The following is a 16,251-nucleotide window of genomic DNA, read 5'->3' as shown; positions in this document are numbered from 1 at the left end:
CCGGCAAGATCGTCGCGCCGGACCTGTACGTCGCGGTGGGCATCAGCGGGGCCATCCAGCATCTGGCCGGGATGAAGGACTCCAGGGTGATCGTCGCGATCAACAAGGACGAGGACGCACCGATCTTTCAGGTCGCCGACTACGGGCTGGTGGGCGACCTGTTCGAGATCCTCCCGAAACTGGAGCAAAAGTTGGAGGAATAAAGTGATCAAGGGCTGTGATGGCGAGTTCCTGTAGCGTACTGGTGCGCCGGTCAGCGCAGCCCACAACGGCATTCTCTGGCTAGTGCGCTTCAGGACTTGTCAGTAGCCGGTCATCTCCAGGTAGCCCTCGCCGCCGTGGCTGCCTTCGACCGTGACCATGCCCTCCCAGTAGGCGAACGAGGTGTTCATCCACTGGTCGGGGTGGATCGCACGCACCGCGATGTCGACGCCGCGGTCGGGCACCTCGAGGCGCCAGGCGGTGGGCAATTGGCGGCCGGCGACCTCGCTGGTGCCCTTCGGCGTCAGGCGCAGCGTCTCTGCGTCGAGCGGCGTGACGCGGCCGTCGGCGCTGATCCAACTGCCCGACAGATAGTCGCCGCCGTCATCGCCGGCGCCGCGCAGTCGGAACGCCATCAGCCTGGCGCCGCCGTCGAGATGCAGCGAGAACCAGTCCCAGCCCCGCTGGCCGGGGCCCAGCAGCTGGCTGCTCCATTCGCGGTCCAGCCAGGCGCGGCCGCTCACCGTGATCGGCTCGCCCTCCACCGTCAGCTCGCCGCTGACCCGGTAGAACGGCTGGCTGTAGTAGATCGAGCCCTGGCCGTCGGCGGACTTCTGGCTGAAGCCGGCATCGCCGTGCGCCACCAGCGGGCCCTGGGCGTCGAGCGCCAGGTCGTAGGCGAAGGCCTCGCCGGCGGCACGGACCCGTAGATGGTCGAGAGCGTCGTTCGTCGCTGGGTCGCTGCTCGCGGCATTCTCCGGCGCGGCGAGCGTCCAGTCGTCCAGCCAGGCGACGAACGGGGTGGCCTCGACGCCGGCCTGGCCGCGCATGGCGTCCAGCGTCATGCCGCGGGCGAAGCGCTCGGCATCGTAGTGCTCGCGGGGCGTGGAGAGGGCGGCGTGGGCCATCCACAGCTGGCGGCTCGTCCAGGGCGAGGCGTCGCCCGGCGAAACGTCGCCCGGCGAAGCGTCGCCTGATGCATCGACCGCACCGGGCGGCGCCAGCGCCTGGCGGAACAGCGTCCACTGCACGCCGAACGGCCGGCCCTCGGCACTCTCGAGGTTGGCGGTCAGGTACCACCATTCGATGCGGTAATCGGGGTGGGCGCCGTGATCGGCCGGGAAGTCGAGCGAAATGCCCGGGTGCGCTTCGGCGAAGCCCGCCGCGGCTTCATCGCCGAGCCCGGCGTAGCCGGCCGAGGCGGGGGATCGCTCCGTCGCCCACGGCCGCCAGGCGGCGACGAGCGCGATCAGCACGACCGCCAGGAGCGCCATGAAAAGTATCCATTGTCGCTTGGTCATGTCGCCGCGAACTCCTCGGAAGCATAGGTTTTGACGAAGGCCGGACGCCGGGCAGTCCTGCGAAGCGGTTCGCCACGAAACGGGTTGCGCCCCGTGGCGGCAAGCCGGTGTCGCATTTGTCCGTTACGATACACGGAGTGACCCCAGGACGGTCTCGTACCGGGAGATCGTCATGATGCGTCTTGTTCGCTCGAAACGTAATCGCACGCGCCACGTCGGGAAATCATGCTTGATATCAAATTCTATACATTGATCGAGGCCATCGCGGCACAGGGGACGGTGCACGATGCCGCGGCATCGATCGGACTCACGCAGCCGGCCGCCACGCACCGGATCCGCGAAATGGAGCGTCGCATGGGCGTGGCACTGTTCATGCGCGAGGGGCGGCGGCTGGTATTGACGCCCTCCGGCGAACGGCTGGTCAAGGCGGCCCGGGAAACGCTGCCCAGGCTGCGCAGTGCGGAACTCGAGGCCTGGCATCTGGCGAGCCGCGGTGAGCCGGCCCTGCGCCTCGGCGTGGGGCCCTACGATACCTTTTCCCGGGTGATTCCCCACCTCTACGACAATCACGCCCGCGATATCTCGCTGGTGCGCCTGCCCATGGACGAGATGACCGGCGCGTTACTGGCGCGGCGGGTCGACATGATCGTCATGGTCGAGGTGCCCGCACAGCGCGGCGTGGCCTGGGAGCGGCTGTTCGCGGAGCCCACCGTGGCGGTGCTGCCCCCGGGCCATCCGGCGGCCGGGCATGACGCGGTGGCGGCCGAGACCTTTCAGCATGACCGACACTTCACCTACAGCATCGCGCCGGAGCAGGGGCACGAGTTCGAGCACTTCTTCCAGCCGTCCGGCATTCACCCCTCGAACATGATCCAGATCGAGTCCGTCGCCTTGATCCTGGAGCTGGTCGCCGCCGGCAAGGGGGTGAGCATCCTGTCGCGATGGGCCGCGCAGGATGCCGAGGCGGCCGGCAAGGTGGTGACCCGCCCCCTGGCTTGCCAAATGCCGCACATCCCGTGGAACCTCGCCTATCTCGACGAACCGCTGGTCGAGGACGTCGCGAGGGCGCTGGCGGCGACGCTCAAGGCGCTCTACGGCCAGGACGACGCACGCTGAACGCGGCGTGCCGGCGGCAATGATAAAAAACTCGTCGCAGGGGCGACGATTTTCCAATTGGAGCCGTGACGGCTCTCTTCGTTAGCGTATCCAGCCAAGTTACCGGCCGATACACAGACGACAGGAGACCGCCATGGATACGTCATCCACATCCGCTCGTGCCTCATTCGCTGGCCATCGGGGCCCGGGGGACGCGCTGTCTCGACTGATCGACCTCGAGCGTTTCCCGATCGACCAGCCGGGCAGCGATACCTACCGCGAAGCCGTGGAAGCGGTTCGGGCACAGCTTCGCGTCGACGGCTGCGCATTGCTGTCGCGCTTCATCCGCAGCGACGTTCAGGCGGCGCTGCAGGAGGAGAGCGAGGCCCTCGCGCCGCAGGCCTTCTTCTCGGACAACTGCGTCAATCCCTACGTCACCCCAGACGACCCGAGCCTGCCCGCGGATCATCCGGCACGCTGCTTCCAGCACTATACCAACGGCTTCGTGGCCCGCGACCTCATCCCCGATGAGGCGATCGTCAAGCAACTCTACGGCAATGCCACCTTTCAGCGCTTCATCGCCGACTGCCTGGAAGAGCCGGTGATCCACGAGTTCGCCGATCCCATCGCCGGCCTGGTCATCAACGTGATGCCGGACGACACCGAGCTGCCGTGGCACTTCGATACCAACGAGTTCATCGTCAGCCTGATGACGCGGCGTCCCGACGAGGGCGGGGAATTTCAGTACTGTCCGGACATCCGGCGCCCGGGCGAGGAGAATTTCGCCGACGTGCAGCGGGTCCTTCAAGGCGATCACAGCCTGGTCAAATCGCTGACGCTGAATACCGGCGACCTGCAGCTCTTCAAGGGGCGCTACTCGATGCACCGCGTCGCGTCCGCCAGGGGCCAGCGTCTCTGCACCCTGCTCGGCTACGCCAAGACGCCCGACATGATGGGCAGCCTCGAGCACACCCGCAAGATCTATGGGCGCGTGACGCAGCAGCATATCGATGCGCACAACCAGCGCCGCCAGGACGAACTGATGGGCTAGCCCATGAAGGCAGACCGTACGCGTTTCCTTTCACTTATCCTTGATCGAGAGCTATGAGCGACTTTCAGACCCTCGCCGACGGCGATGCCGGCAAGACCCATATCGTGGCGCTTGCCGATGGCGCCGCCAGGAGCGATTACGCCAGTGGCGCCTTCCGCCGGCTGGCGATCGATGACGATCTGCTGGCCCGCGTCGAGCGCTACCGCCTGGGGCGGCTACGCCAGCAGATGCGCCACCATGACCTGGACGCCGTGATCCTGTTCGACCCGATCAACATCCGTTACGCCTGCGGCTCGCGCAACATGCAGGTCTACTCCCAGCGCAACCCGGCGCGCTATCTCTACGTGGCGGCAGAGGGTCCTGTCGTGCTGTTCGAGTTCAGCGCCTGCCTGCACCTGGCCAAGGGGCTGGAATTGCTGGACGAGGTACGTCCGGCGAGGGCCGTCATGCCCCAGTACAGTGGCCCGCACTGCGCGCGCCACACCGCCGCATTCGTGGACGACATTCGGGGGCTGTTTGCGCGGTCGCAAACGCTGGGCCAGCGGATCGGCATCGAGTCGGCGCCTACCGGAGCGCTGGCGGCGTTGAAGGACGCCGGCTTCGCGCTCACCGATGCGGCGATCGCGATGGAAGGGGCGAAGTCGATCAAGAGCATGGACGAGCTGGCGTTGATCCATCGCTCGGTCACGCTAACCGAGGCCGCGATGACGCGAATGGAAGCCGCGCTGCGACCCGGCATGAGCGAAAACGCGCTGTGGTCGATCTTCAACCAGCACGTGCTCGCGACCGGCGGTGAGTATGCCGAGACGCGCTTGCTGGCTTCCGGCAACCGGACCAACCCCTGGTTCCAGGAATGCTCGGACAAGACCATCGCCCCCGGCGAGCTGGTGGCGTTCGATACCGATATCGTCGGCTGCTTCGGGTACTACACCGACTTTTCGCGTACCTTCCACGTGCCCGGCGCCGGTGCGCCCACGCAGGCCCAGCGATCGCTCTACCGTATGGCCGCCGATCAGCTCGAGACCAATATCGCCCTGCTCGCACCCGGCATGAGCTTTCGCGAGTACTCCCGACGCGCGTGGCCGATTCCGCATGGCTATCGGGAGAATCGCTATCTCGACATCGTTCACGGCTGTGGCATGACCGGGGAGTGGCCGCTCATCGCGCACGACATGGATTGGGACGACGTCGGCTACGACGGCGAAATCGAGCCCGGGATGACGCTCTGCGTCGAGGCGTACATCGGCCATCGCGATGGCGAGGAGGGCGTCAAGCTCGAGGAGCAGGTGCTGGTCACCGAAACCGGCATCGAGCGGCTTTCCAGCTATGGCTACTCCCGGGAATTGATGGGCTGAAAGACATCGTGGGTCACCGACCCGACCCGGACACCAGGAAAAGGAACAGCATGAAATCATTCAAGACGACCCTGATCGCCAGCGCATTGATCGGCCTGAGCGTACAGACGTTCGCGGACGACAGCGTGACCATCGGGACCAACAACTGGGCGGAGAACGTCGCCGTCTCTCATCTGTGGCAACAACTGCTCGGCGAGCAGGGCATCGAGGTGACGCTCGATGAAGTGTCCAAGCCGCTGTTGTTCGGTGGTCTCGCCGAGGGCGATATCGACGCGTCCCTGGAATTCTGGCTGCCCAGCGACAACTCGTACCTGGAGGCCTACGAGGAACGTATCGAACTGCACGGGACCTGGTACGACGATGCCATGGATGCGCTCGTGGTGCCCGCCTATGTCGATGGCGTCGACACGGTAGCGGATCTCGACGCACGCGCCGAGGAGTTCGGCTATCGGGGGGAGCCGACGATATTCGGCATCGAGCCGGGGGCGACGATCCATGAAGAGGCCGAGACGGCGATCGAACGCTACTCGCTGCCCTTCCGCCAGCTCAGCAGCAGCGAAGCGGCGATGTTGGCGCAGCTCGAGGAAGCCTATCGCCGCAAGGAACCCATCGTGCTGACGCTGTGGCAGCCGCACTGGGTCTTCGCCAAGTACGACCTCAAGATACTGGACGATCCGCAAGACACGCTGGTATCCGGACAGCAGATCAAGTGGTTCTCCCGGCGCGGTTTCGTCGAGCAGCATCCGGAAGTGGCCAGGATGCTCGATGCCTGGCATATGACGCCGGAGCAGCTTTCCCAACTGATGCTGGCGATCGAGAAGAGCGGCGATCCCGACAAGGGCGCCGCGCAGTGGATCGCCAACAATCGGCAGTTGGTCGATCAATGGCTGGCGGCGAGCAGCGGTGACTGAGACACCGGCCTGTGGTCTCAATGGTCGCATCGAAACGCCCGCGCGCTCTTGAACTGCACCTCGAGCGCGGGCGTCGTCGTTTCGGCCGGGCGGCGCGGAACGCAATCTGGAGACGCCGCCGGGTCATGTCGCCGCGAACTCCTCGAGCAGCTGGCGGGGCGGACTGTGCCACAGCCGGCGGGCCGGCAGCAGTGCCGCGCCGGCGGCGACCAGCACCGCCAGCGCCAGGGTGATCGCCAGCTCGCCGGGGAAGACGTACAGCGGCAGGCGCCAGCCGAACGCCGCGACGTTGATCACCGCGACCAGCGCCCAGGCCAGGGCGATGCCCAGCGGCAGCGCCACCAGCGCGGTGGCCAGTGCCGCGCCGACCAGCTGGCCGAGCTGCACCGCGACCAGTTGCGCGCGCGACACGCCGAGCGCCCAGAGCGGCGCGAGCTGGGCGCGCCGCGCGCCGGCCTGGGCCAGCAGCGTGGTCAGCAGGGCCAGTGCCGCGACCCCCAGGGTCAGCGCGTTGAGCGCGCGGGTGATGGCGAAGGTGCGCTCGAAGACCTCCTTCGAGGTGGCCTTGAGCCGGCGCTGATCGGTGAGCGTCTCGCCGGGAATCGCCAGCGCCTCGGCGACCCCTTCACGCAGGCGTGCCAGCGCGGCCTCGCGGGCGGTGCCACTCGCGCTGCCCTCGGCAAGCACCACGCCCAGGCTGCCCGGCGGCGCGGCGAACTCGCGGGCGAGTCGCGCGGTGGGCATGACGATCTCGCCGTGGGGGTTGCCGTAGTCGGGGTAGACCGCGGCGATGGCCAGGCGCCGTTCGCGCCGGTCGGGGCCGCGCAGGGTCAGCGTCCCGCCGGCCTGCAGGCCGCGGCGCCGGGCGAGCTGCTCGTTGATGAACACCGCGCCGTCGCGCAACGCCCGCCAGGCCGTCTCGCGGCCCGCCACGCTCGACTGCAGCGGCCACTGGCGGGTCAGTACCGGCGCCGGCTGGATGCCGAACAGCGCCACCGGCACGGCACGCGATGCGGAATCAGTATCGGCATCGAGCAGCAGCGTGGCCTGGGCGTGGCGGGCCGGCAGCAGCGTGGCGACCTCGGGTTGCGCGGCCAGCCAGTCGTGGAGCCTGGCGTAGTCGCCCGCCTCGGGATGGGCGTAGATGTCGGCGAGCAGGCGCTGGTCGAGCCAGTCGAGGAAGGTCAGCCGAAAGCCGCCGACCATGCTGTTCACCCCCAGGTTGGCAGCCAGCGCCAGCAGCAGCGCCATCATCGCCAGTTGCAGGCGCGGCAGCTGGAGCTGCAGGTCGGCCACCGCCCATTGCCACAGCGGCCGGCGCCGCAACGCCCGGCTGGCGAGCTGCAGCGCCATGGCCAGTAGCGCCGGCAACCACAGTGCCACACCGAGCAGCGCCGCGGTGACCATCAGGAAACCGGCGACCAGCGTCGCCCGGCCGCCCTGGCCGAGCGTGGCGCCTCCCGCCGCGGTGAGCCACGCGCCGAGGCCGAGCGCGACGATCAGCAGCACGCTGCCGGCCAGTGCCTGGCGGCGCCATTGGCGAGCCAGCCGCGCGCGCCATGCCTGAGCCTGGCCCAGCGCCAGCACTTCGAGCCGGGCGACCCGCCACAGCACCCCGGAGCCGGCGGTGGCCAGCCCGCCGAGGGTGATCGCCAGGCCGCCCAGCCAGTAGTACCAGGGCAGGGCGAGCTGGCTGCTCACCCGGCTGTCGTAGAGTGCGTCGAGGCTGGCGGCAACGTCCGGCAGCAGCCAGCGGGCCAGTGCCACGCCGCTGAGAATGCCGGCGAGGGCGCCGGTCAGGCCGATCGCCAGCAGCTCGACGATCAGCGCGCCGACCAGGGTGCGCGCCGGCACGCCCAGCGCGCGCAGCGTGCGCATCAGCCCCAGGCGCTGCTCGAGCGCCAGGCCCAGCGCGGCGTGAACGATGAACAGCCCCACCACCAGCGCCAGCAGGCCCATCGCGGTGAGGTTGAGATGGAAGCTGTCGGCGAGCTGCCCGGGCGAGGCCAGTTGCCGCGCGGGGATGCGCACCAGCCGCTCGGGCAGCGCGAACCTCGCCGAGGGGGCGGCGACCAGCCGGGTCAGCTGGCGGTCGAGCTCCAGCAGCGCCTGGGCGACGCCGATGTCGCTGACCAGGGTGGCCGGCGGCAGGCTGGGGTCGTTCTCCACCGGCGGCAGCCGCGGATCGGCGCGGGCGGCGTCGGCGACATCCGGCGCGGCGCGCAACCGGTGTGGCGGCAGCAGCCAGTCGCGCAGTGCCGTGGCGCTGCTCTCCCGGCGAGCCAGGCCCGAGTCGCCGGGCAGCGTCAGCGGGTCGATGCCCAGCAGCGCCACCGTCGCGGTGGTGCCGTCCGATACGCCGGTCAGGCGCAGCTCGCCCTCGATCAGCGGCGAGACCGGGGCCCCGGCACGGCGCAGGGCGAGATAGTCGTCGAGGGTCAGTGCCTGGCCGTCGCGGCGCTCGATACGGTCGAGCTGGCTCTCGAACAGCGCCTCGGCGCGGGCGTAGCTGTCGCGGGCCGAGGCATTGATCGCCTGAACGCCGCTCCATAGTGCGCTGGCGACCCACAACCCGAGCAGCAGCATGGCGAGCTGGCCGGGGTGGCGGTGGTAGTGCGACAGCAGCGTGGCCAGCGTGGTGGCGAACACGCCGCGTGGCTGCGGGGCGGGCCGGCTGCTCATGCCTCGTCGCCGGCCAGCCGGCCGCGCTGCAGGTGCACGCAGCGGTCGAGCGGGGCGGCGACCCGCGCGCTGTGTGTGACCATCAGCAGCGCGCAGCCACTCTCGTCGATCAACGTCTGCAACAGCGCCAGCACGTCGTCGGCGGCGGCCTCGTCGAGGTTGCCGGTGGGCTCGTCGGCGAGCAGCAGGTCGGGGCGCGCGGCCAGTGCGCGGCCGATCGCCAGGCGCTGTTGCTGCCCGCCGGAAAGCTGCTCGGGGTAACGCCCCTCGAAGCCGCCGAGCCCCAGCCGGGTGAGCAGATGCCGGGTCCAGTCCGGGTCTTCGCGCCTGGCGAGCCGCGCCTGCAGGGTCAGGTTGTCGGCCACCGACAGGCTGGGCACCAGATGGAACTGCTGGAAGACCAGCCCCAGGCGCTGGCGGCGCAGCGCGCTGCGCTGCGCCTCGTCGAGATCCGAGAGGCGTGCGTCGGCGAGATGGATCTCGCCGCGATCGGGCACGTCGAGCCCGGCGGCGAGATGCAGAAGGGTCGACTTGCCGCTGCCCGACTCGCCCATCAGCGCGAGGCTCTCGCCGCGTGCCAGACTCAGGTCGACGCCATCGAGGACGAACAGCGGACCTTGCGGGGTCGGGTAGCTCTTGGTGACGTCGATCAGTTGCAGCATGGGCGAGGTCTTGTCGGCACGTGTCCTCGCACATTAACAAAGCCCGTGGCTTCGTGCGTGGGACGATGGCCCCGGGCGAATCCGCTGGCATCGCGCTAAAGTCCCGGCGCCTTTGCCCGATAATACGATAGCGATACAGCCATGCGTCCCTTCCCGGCTGCCTCGCCACCCCTTCTATCGAGCAAAAGCCCGGCACGACCCGTCACGGCGGAGCCAGGCGCCAGCGAGAACCGTCACCATGCAGTTTTTGAAGAAAAGCGTTAAGCGCAGGCTGGCCGTCAGCCTCGGTGCCTGCATCGTATTGCTGATCGCGGTCGGCATCCTGGGACTGTTCAGTGCCGGTTCCGCCAACCAGGCACTCAAGCAGACCTACGACGAGAATCTCGTCACCCTGATGGAACTCGGCAATATACGCACCGCACTGCTCAGCAACCGGGTCAAGATCACCGCCGAGCAGCGCGACCGCGACCCGACGGCGGCGGCGGTGACCAAGGGCGAGGTCGCCGATAACGATGCCCTGGCCGACCAGGCCTGGGCCAACTACTATCCGGAGCGCGTGAGTACCCCCGAAGAAAAGGCGGCCGCCGAGACGTTTCACGCCGCGATGCTCACCCTGCGTGCGAGCATCGAACGCCTCAACGATTCAATGATCGCCAACGATTATGACCGTGCCCGCGAGATCGCGACGACCGCGCTGCGCGCCGAGTACCCGCCGGTACTCAATGGCCTCGGTGCTCTCATCGACCGCAATCTTGCTCAAGCCGAGAGCAGTTATACACAGTCCAACCAGTATTTCGCCTGGCTGCGCACTCTGGTGATCGGCGCCATCGTCTTCTCGGTCCTGCTGGCCCTGGGCCTGACGCTGTGGTTGTCCCGCGGCATCATGACGCCACTGGGCAAGGCGCGCGAACTGGCCGAAGCGATGGCCAGCGGAAGGCTCGACAACGCGATCGATATCACCTGCCGGGACGAGTTCGGCGACATGCTCCAGGCGCTCAAGACCATGGAAACCAAGTTCTCCCGGGTCGTGAGTTCGGTGCGGCGTAACGCCGAATCGGTGACCGTCGCCGCCGACGAGATCGCCCAGGGCAACGACGATCTCAACCGGCGTACCCAGGACCAGGCTTCCAGCCTGGAGGAAACCGCCGCCTCCATGGATCAGATCACCGCCACCGTGCGCCAGAACGCCGACAATGCCAGCCAGGCCGACCAGTTGGTGCAACGTGTCAGCCAGCAGGCGCAGAAGGGCGGCGAGGTCGCCCAGCAGGCGGTCGGCGCCATGGACGAGATCAGCCAATCCAGCAACAAGATCGCCAGCATCGTCGGCCTGATCGATCAGATCGCCTTCCAGACCAACCTGCTGGCCCTCAACGCATCCGTCGAAGCGGCCCGTGCCGGCGAGCAGGGACGCGGTTTCGCCGTGGTGGCCAACGAGGTGCGCAATCTGGCCGGACGCAGTGCCGATGCCGCCAAGGAGATCAAGGGCCTGGTGGGTGAGAGCGTGTCGCGGGTCGAGGCTGGCGCCACGCTGGTCGACCAGGCCGGGCAGACGCTGACCGAAATCGTCACCAGCATCCGTCAGGTCACCGGTCTGATGAGCGAGATCGCCGTGGCCAGCCGTGAACAGGCGCAGGGCATCGATCAGGTCAACACCGCCGTGACGCAGATGGACACGGCGACCCAGCAGAATGCCAGCCTGGTCGAGGAGTCGAGCGCGGCCAGTCGTTCGCTGCAGGACCAGGCCAGCGCCCTGTTGCAGGAGGTGTCCTTCTTCCGTGGGGCGGATGCCGCCCAGGCACCGGGCGTCGCTCGTGCCCCGAGTCGGCCGGCTCCGCCCCGTCAGCTGCCGGCCAGCAACCGCCAGCGTGCAGCGCTAGGTTCCGGCTCGTCACAGGATGAGTGGGCCGACTTCTAGAGCCACCCCGCATGATGCTTCAGGACCGCCTCCGGGCGGTCCTTGCGTTTGGTCAGCATTCCCGCTGCAGGCTCTCCGGGGTGGTGAGGACTTCCCTCAGCCACTCCAGTACCCGGTCCACGGCCGGGCGGTCGCTGGCATGACGGGCTCGATATACCGACATGCCCGCGGGCATGTCGACGCTCTCGACGACCGGGCGCACCAGCTCGCCACGGCGGACGAGCTGGCCGATGCCGCCATAGCCGAGGCAGATGCCCTGGCCGCTCATCGCCGCCTGCAGCATCACCGGGTAGCTGTTGAACAGCGTATCGCTGTGTGGCGGCGGGGGTGGCCGTGGACAGCCGACCCGTTCGAACCAGGTCCGCCAGCTCATCCATTCGTCGCCGCCGGTTTCCCGATAGTGCAGCAGGGGGCGCGTCAACAGCGACTCGACCGTCCAGGCGTGCGGTTCGGCCAGTGCCGGGCTGCAGACCGGGAAGACCTCATCGCGCACCGATAGTGTCGGGACCAGCAGCCCGCTGGGGCGATCGGTGCACTGCATGGCCAGGTCGAAGGGCTCCAGGGCCTGGACCAGTGGCTGGCTCGAGGCGTTGATGCGGACCGAAATCTCGGGATGGCGTCGATTGAAGTCGCCCAGGCGGGGAATCAACCAGTACATCGCGACGTAGAGCTCGGCGAACAGCACCACTTCGTGCGCAGGCTGGCGATGGCGCAGACGCTCGGCGCCCCCGGCGATCTCGCCGAGACCGCCGCGCACGGCCTCGGCGAACTCGCGCCCCGCCTCGGTCAGCACGACCTGTCGATGGCGGCGTTCGAACAGCGTCGTCCCCAGCGCCTCTTCCAGCGCGCGGATGCGACGGCTGATGGCCGCCTGGGTGAGGCTCAGCTCCTGGGCGGCGCGCAGGAAGCTCTGGTGGCGGGCGGCCGCCTCGAACGGCAGCAGGCTGGAAAGCGGCGGCAGCGCCTGACGCAGTCGGCTCATGACTGACTTGATCTCCGGTAAAGCGAAGCGACTCGAAAGTCGTGTGAGGCAAGACCTCCATCCAGTCACACTTTACGCCAGCTATCGCAACCAGGGGAGGCCCGATGAGCTACCCGGCCACCGTCAGAGCCGTCGAGGCCCGCGCCGTCGCCGCCATCGTGACCGCTTCGCTGACGATCGCGTTGCATGACGCTCTGGTCAAGCGAATCAACGACGAGCTCGGCATCTGGCAGCTGTATCTGCTGCGGGCGCTGTTTGCGTTGCCGCTGTTGATCGCCCTGATGCGCGCTCGTGGCGTGCCGCTGCGCCCGCGCCGCGCCGGCTGGGTGATGCTGCGCAGCCTGCTGATGGTGACGATGTGGGGATGTTTCTATGCGGCCCTGGCGCAGCTGAGCCTGCCGGTGGTGGCCGCCACCGCCTATACCTTCCCGCTACTGCTGGCGCTGATGGCGACATGGCTGCCCGACGAGCGTCTCGACGGCCGGGGGGTGGTCGCGGTGGTCATCGGCTTCATCGGCGTGCTGCTGATGCTGCGCCCGGGGGCGCAGGGCGTGTCGCCATGGAGCCTGTTGCCACTGGGAAGTGCGCTGTGCTATGCCCTGGCGGCGCTGGTGACGCGCTATCGCTGCGTGGACGAGCCGCCGCTGGTGATGTCGCTGGGGCTGAATCTGGGGTTCGTCGTGGCCGGCGTCCTGGGGCTGGCGGGGGTGGCCGGGGTCGATGCGCGCAGCGTCGCCGCCCAGCCCTTCCTGTTCAGCAGCTGGCAGCCGGTGGGAATCGGGCTGTGGCTCATGATGGCGCTGCTGGGCGTGCTGATCGTCACCGCCAGCTCGCTGACGGCGCAGGCGTTCCAGCGGGGGCGGCCGACCCTGATCGCCACCTGCGATTACAGCTATCTGCCGTTCGCGGCGCTGTGCAGCGGAGTGCTGGTGGGCGAGTGGCCCGGCCCGATGACGCTGACCGGCATGGCGCTGATCATCGCTGCCGGGGTGCTGGCGATACACGTCCGGCAGCGGGGCGCGCCCTGAACGAGACGCTCGGGGCGCGCGTCGCTAGTCAGCGGCGCCGCTCAGGCCGTCGTGCATGGTCCGGGCATTGTGGCGCATCATGCCGACATAGGTGCTGGCCTCGCCGTCACCGGCCAGCGCGCCGGAGTAGAGCGTTCCGGCGACCGGAAGATCGGTTTCCTCGGCGAGCTGGCGGATCAGCGCCGGGCTGGTGATGTTCTCGTAGAACAGTGCCGTGACCCGGTTGTCCTCGATGAAGTCGACCAGTCGCGCCAGCTCGGCGGCGGCCGGCTCGGCGGCGGTATTGAGCCCCACCGGCGACAAAAAGCGTACATCGTAGGCCTCACCGAAATAGCTGAAGGAATCGTGCCCGGTGACCACGGTACGCCGTTCGGCGGGGATGTCGGCCATCAGCTCGCGGATCTCGCCGTCCAGGGCCTCGAGTTCGCCGAGATAGCGCTGGGTGGCGGCGCGGTACTCCTTGCGGTGCTCCGGGTCGATCTCGATCAGGCCGTCGCGGATGTTGATGACGTATTGCTCGGCACGCGCGACATCCAGCCAGGCATGGGGGTCGAGATCGCCATGATGATGCTCGTCGCCGGCATGCTCGCCATGCTCGTGATCATGTTCATGGTCGTGAGCGGCATGCTCATGATCGTGCTCGCCGTGGTCATGAGCGTGGCCGGCGTGGTCGTGCTCGTCCTGTGCCGCGCCATGATCGGCATCGCTGAAGGCCAGCGGCTCGATGCCGTCGGTGGCGGTCACCGTGACGCCCTGGTAGTTGCCGGCGTCGAGCAAACGGCTCATCCAGCCCTCCAGCTGCAGGCCGTTGAAGACCACCAGGTCGGCCTCGGCGAGTCGCCGGGCATCGGCCGGACTGGGACTGAAGACATGGCTGTCGCTGTCGGGGCCGACCAGCGAGGTGACCGCGACATGCTCGCCGCCGACCTGCTCGACCATGTCGGCGAGCACGCTGAAGCTGGTGACCACGTTCAGCGGCTGCTGGGCCTGGGCGCCGGTGGCGCCGCCCAGCGCGAGGGCGCCCCAGAACAGACCGGGAAGGATACGTTGATGCATGACGGTGCTTCCTTTTGGGTTGAGGACAAACGGTGTCGATCAGCGGGTCGGCGCGCCCGTTCGCTCGGCACTCTCTCTCTCAGCACTCTCTCTCAGCAATCTCGCCGTCGGTGCTCTCCAGGGGCGTCGCGGTGCGCCGCCAGTGCGCCAGCAGGCTGTGGTGGCGTCCCAGCAGCGCGGAAAGGATGTACACGGCGCCGGCCAGCAGGATGATGCTCGGTCCCGAGGGCAGGCTGAAGTGATACGACAGCAGCAGCCCGCCGGTACTGGCGAACAGCGCGATCAGCACGGCCAGGCCGATCAGCCCTTCGAGGCGCTTCGACCAGAAACGCGCGGCGGTCGCCGGCAGCATCATCAGGCCCACCGCCATCAGCGTGCCCAGGGTCTGGAAGCCGGCGGTCAGGTTGAGCACCACCAGGCCCAGGAACACGCCCTGGATCAGCCCATTGCGAACCCCCTGGCTGCGCAGGAACAGCGGGTCGAGGCACTCGACCACCAGCGCGCGAAAGCTCAGCGCGAGGACGATCACGGTGACGCTGCAGACCCCGGCGATCAGCCACAGCGCGGTGGTGTCGACGGCCAGGATCGAGCCGAACAGCACGTGGGTCAGGTCGACGCTGCTGCCGCCCAGCGACACCAGCATGACCCCGGCGGCCAGCGAGATCAGGTAGAAGCTGGCCATCGCCGCGTCCTCGCGGTGGCCGGTGAGCTGCGAGACGCTGCCCGCCAGCCCGGCGACCACCAGCCCCGAGAGGATGCCGCCGAGGCTCATCGCCGGCAGCGAGAAGCCGGCGAGCAGAAAGCCCAGCGCCACGCCGGGAAGGATGGCGTGGGCCATGGCGTCGCCGATCAGGCTCATGCCGCGCAGCATCAGGAATACGCCCAGCGGCGGCGCGGCCAGCGACAGCGCCAGCCCGGCGATCAGCGCGCGGCGCATGAAGCCGTAGTCGTTGAGCGGGGCGAGCAGCAGGGTGTTGAGCGTGTCGATCATCGGGCGGCCCCCGGCGTCTTGAGTCCCGCCACGTTCAGCGGCAGGCGTGGCCCGCGGGCGCTGCCGCCCGCGCCGCTGCCGAAGTCGGCGAGCAATTCGCGGGGCTCACGCCAATGGCCATGGCCGTCGGCCAGTTGCAGCACGCAGCCGGCCAGCGCGGCGAGCTGGTCGAGATCGTGAAGCACGACGATGATGGTGGTGCCCTGGATGGCCATGTCGCGCAGCACCTCGGCGAGCACGACCACGGTGTCGCTGTCGACGTTGGCGAACGGCTCGTCGAGCAGCAGCAGTTCGGCCTCCTGCATCAGGGTGCGTCCGAGCAGGGCGCGCTGGCGCTGGCCGCCGGAGAGCTCGCCCAGCGGGCGGTGAGCGAGTTTCGAGATGCCCAGGCGCTGCATGACCGCGCGAGCCTGACGGTAGTGCGCCGGGTGATAGCCCTTGAAGGCGCCGCGCACCGGCCAGCAACCGGTCATCACCAGCTCCTCGACACTCATCGGGAAGCTCAGGTCCAGCGCCAGCTGCTGGGGCAGCCAGGCGCGCCGTTCGCGCGGCACGCTGCAGTCGATGCGCCCGGCCACCGGCGGCAGCACGCCCATGATCGCCTGGATCAGGGTGCTCTTGCCGGCGCCGTTGGCGCCGATCAGCGCGGTGATGGCGGCGTCGGGGAAGGTGCCGTCGAGATGCTCGATCACGGTGCGCCCGCCCTGGGCGAGTTGCAGGTCGTCGAGTCGCAAACGCGCCATCAGCCGAACGCTCCGTTGGCCCAGGCCACCGCCAGCCATAGCAGCGCCAGCGGGGCGAGCGCCATCAGCAGCCGGCGGCGGGCCGGGAGCGACATCAGGGAAAAGTGACAGGGCCCATCGGGGCGGTGACGGTGTCGGTGTGCCATGGCAACGCTTTCTAGGTTGGAGCTTCGGGGAAGCGGTCAGGGAAAATCCGGAAGGTTATAACATAACAAAGTGCGGCCTGCCCAGCCGTATCGACGCTTGCAGGCGCGTCGGCGCGGCTGGCGGTCCGGCAT

General features: G+C 68.5%; 15 protein-coding genes. 7 read left to right on the top strand and 8 right to left on the bottom strand.

What is annotated here, in order from left to right; all coding sequences use genetic code 11:
- On the top strand, positions 1-203 hold a 203-nt coding region (locus HR9077_RS04480; protein WP_210725859.1), incomplete at its 5' end, for an electron transfer flavoprotein subunit alpha/FixB family protein.
- Positions 204-302: 99 nt separating this feature from the next.
- On the opposite strand, the gene HR9077_RS04475 is transcribed toward HR9077_RS04480, so the two are convergent.
- Positions 303-1,502 (bottom strand): lipocalin-like domain-containing protein, encoded by a 1,200-nt coding sequence (locus HR9077_RS04475; protein WP_210725858.1) that lies wholly within the window; start codon positions 1,500-1,502, stop codon positions 303-305.
- Between the two features lie 225 nt (positions 1,503-1,727).
- Here HR9077_RS04475 and HR9077_RS04470 point away from each other — a divergent pair, with 225 nt between their 5' ends.
- From HR9077_RS04470 to HR9077_RS04455, 4 genes are all read left to right on the top strand, one after another.
- Entirely contained in the window at positions 1,728-2,618 is an 891-nt protein-coding gene (locus HR9077_RS04470) for a LysR family transcriptional regulator (protein WP_136065552.1), read from the top strand.
- Positions 2,619-2,751: 133 nt separating this feature from the next.
- Complete coding sequence (locus HR9077_RS04465; RefSeq protein WP_136065550.1) at positions 2,752-3,648, top strand: HalD/BesD family halogenase; 897 nt, start codon at positions 2,752-2,754, stop codon at positions 3,646-3,648.
- Positions 3,649-3,701: 53 nt separating this feature from the next.
- On the top strand, positions 3,702-5,003 hold the full coding sequence (locus tag HR9077_RS04460) for a M24 family metallopeptidase (RefSeq protein WP_136065548.1): 1,302 nt from the start codon (positions 3,702-3,704) through the stop codon (positions 5,001-5,003).
- Between the two features lie 50 nt (positions 5,004-5,053).
- Entirely contained in the window at positions 5,054-5,914 is an 861-nt protein-coding gene (locus HR9077_RS04455; RefSeq protein WP_136065545.1) for a glycine betaine ABC transporter substrate-binding protein, read from the top strand.
- Between the two features lie 123 nt (positions 5,915-6,037).
- On the opposite strand, the gene HR9077_RS04450 is transcribed toward HR9077_RS04455, so the two are convergent.
- Positions 6,038-8,596, bottom strand: a complete 2,559-nt coding sequence (locus tag HR9077_RS04450; protein WP_136065543.1) for an ABC transporter permease — start codon at positions 8,594-8,596, stop codon at positions 6,038-6,040.
- Positions 8,593-9,258 (bottom strand): ABC transporter ATP-binding protein, encoded by a 666-nt coding sequence (locus HR9077_RS04445; RefSeq protein ID WP_136065541.1) that lies wholly within the window; start codon positions 9,256-9,258, stop codon positions 8,593-8,595. The genes HR9077_RS04450 and HR9077_RS04445 overlap by 4 nt, the downstream gene beginning before the upstream one ends.
- 238 nt (positions 9,259-9,496) lie before the next feature.
- On the opposite strand from HR9077_RS04445, the gene HR9077_RS04440 reads away from it, so the two are divergent.
- Entirely contained in the window at positions 9,497-11,173 is a 1,677-nt protein-coding gene (locus HR9077_RS04440; RefSeq protein ID WP_136065539.1) for a methyl-accepting chemotaxis protein, read from the top strand.
- Positions 11,174-11,225: 52 nt separating this feature from the next.
- Here the strand turns inward: HR9077_RS04440 and HR9077_RS04435 are convergent, their stop codons facing one another.
- A complete protein-coding gene (locus HR9077_RS04435) occupies positions 11,226-12,155 on the bottom strand; it encodes a LysR substrate-binding domain-containing protein (protein WP_136065537.1) in 930 nt (309 codons plus the stop codon).
- A gap of 104 nt (positions 12,156-12,259) precedes the next feature.
- On the opposite strand from HR9077_RS04435, the gene HR9077_RS04430 reads away from it, so the two are divergent.
- Positions 12,260-13,183, top strand: coding sequence for a DMT family transporter (locus HR9077_RS04430; protein ID WP_136065535.1), 924 nt, complete (start codon positions 12,260-12,262; stop codon positions 13,181-13,183).
- Between the two features lie 24 nt (positions 13,184-13,207).
- Here HR9077_RS04430 and HR9077_RS04425 read toward each other — a convergent pair whose 3' ends face one another.
- The 4 genes from HR9077_RS04425 to HR9077_RS21855 all read right to left on the bottom strand — a co-directional run bounded on the left by HR9077_RS04425 (position 13,208) and on the right by HR9077_RS21855 (position 16,119).
- Positions 13,208-14,239, bottom strand: coding sequence for a metal ABC transporter solute-binding protein, Zn/Mn family (locus tag HR9077_RS04425; RefSeq protein WP_136065533.1), 1,032 nt, complete (start codon positions 14,237-14,239; stop codon positions 13,208-13,210).
- A 79-nt stretch (positions 14,240-14,318) separates the two neighbouring features.
- Positions 14,319-15,230, bottom strand: a complete 912-nt coding sequence (locus tag HR9077_RS04420) for a metal ABC transporter permease (RefSeq protein WP_136065531.1) — start codon at positions 15,228-15,230, stop codon at positions 14,319-14,321.
- Positions 15,227-15,973, bottom strand: a complete 747-nt coding sequence (locus HR9077_RS04415; RefSeq protein ID WP_136065529.1) for a metal ABC transporter ATP-binding protein — start codon at positions 15,971-15,973, stop codon at positions 15,227-15,229. The genes HR9077_RS04420 and HR9077_RS04415 overlap by 4 nt, the downstream gene beginning before the upstream one ends.
- Entirely contained in the window at positions 15,973-16,119 is a 147-nt protein-coding gene (locus HR9077_RS21855) for a hypothetical protein (RefSeq protein ID WP_168380889.1), read from the bottom strand. The genes HR9077_RS04415 and HR9077_RS21855 overlap by 1 nt, the downstream gene beginning before the upstream one ends.
- Between the last annotated feature and the right edge of the window lie 132 nt (positions 16,120-16,251).

Source organism: Modicisalibacter radicis, from assembly GCF_900961225.1.
Classification (GTDB): Bacteria; Pseudomonadota; Gammaproteobacteria; order Pseudomonadales; family Halomonadaceae; genus Modicisalibacter.
Note: the sequence above shows the minus strand (reverse complement) of the source record. Positions and strands in the feature narration are given on the sequence as shown.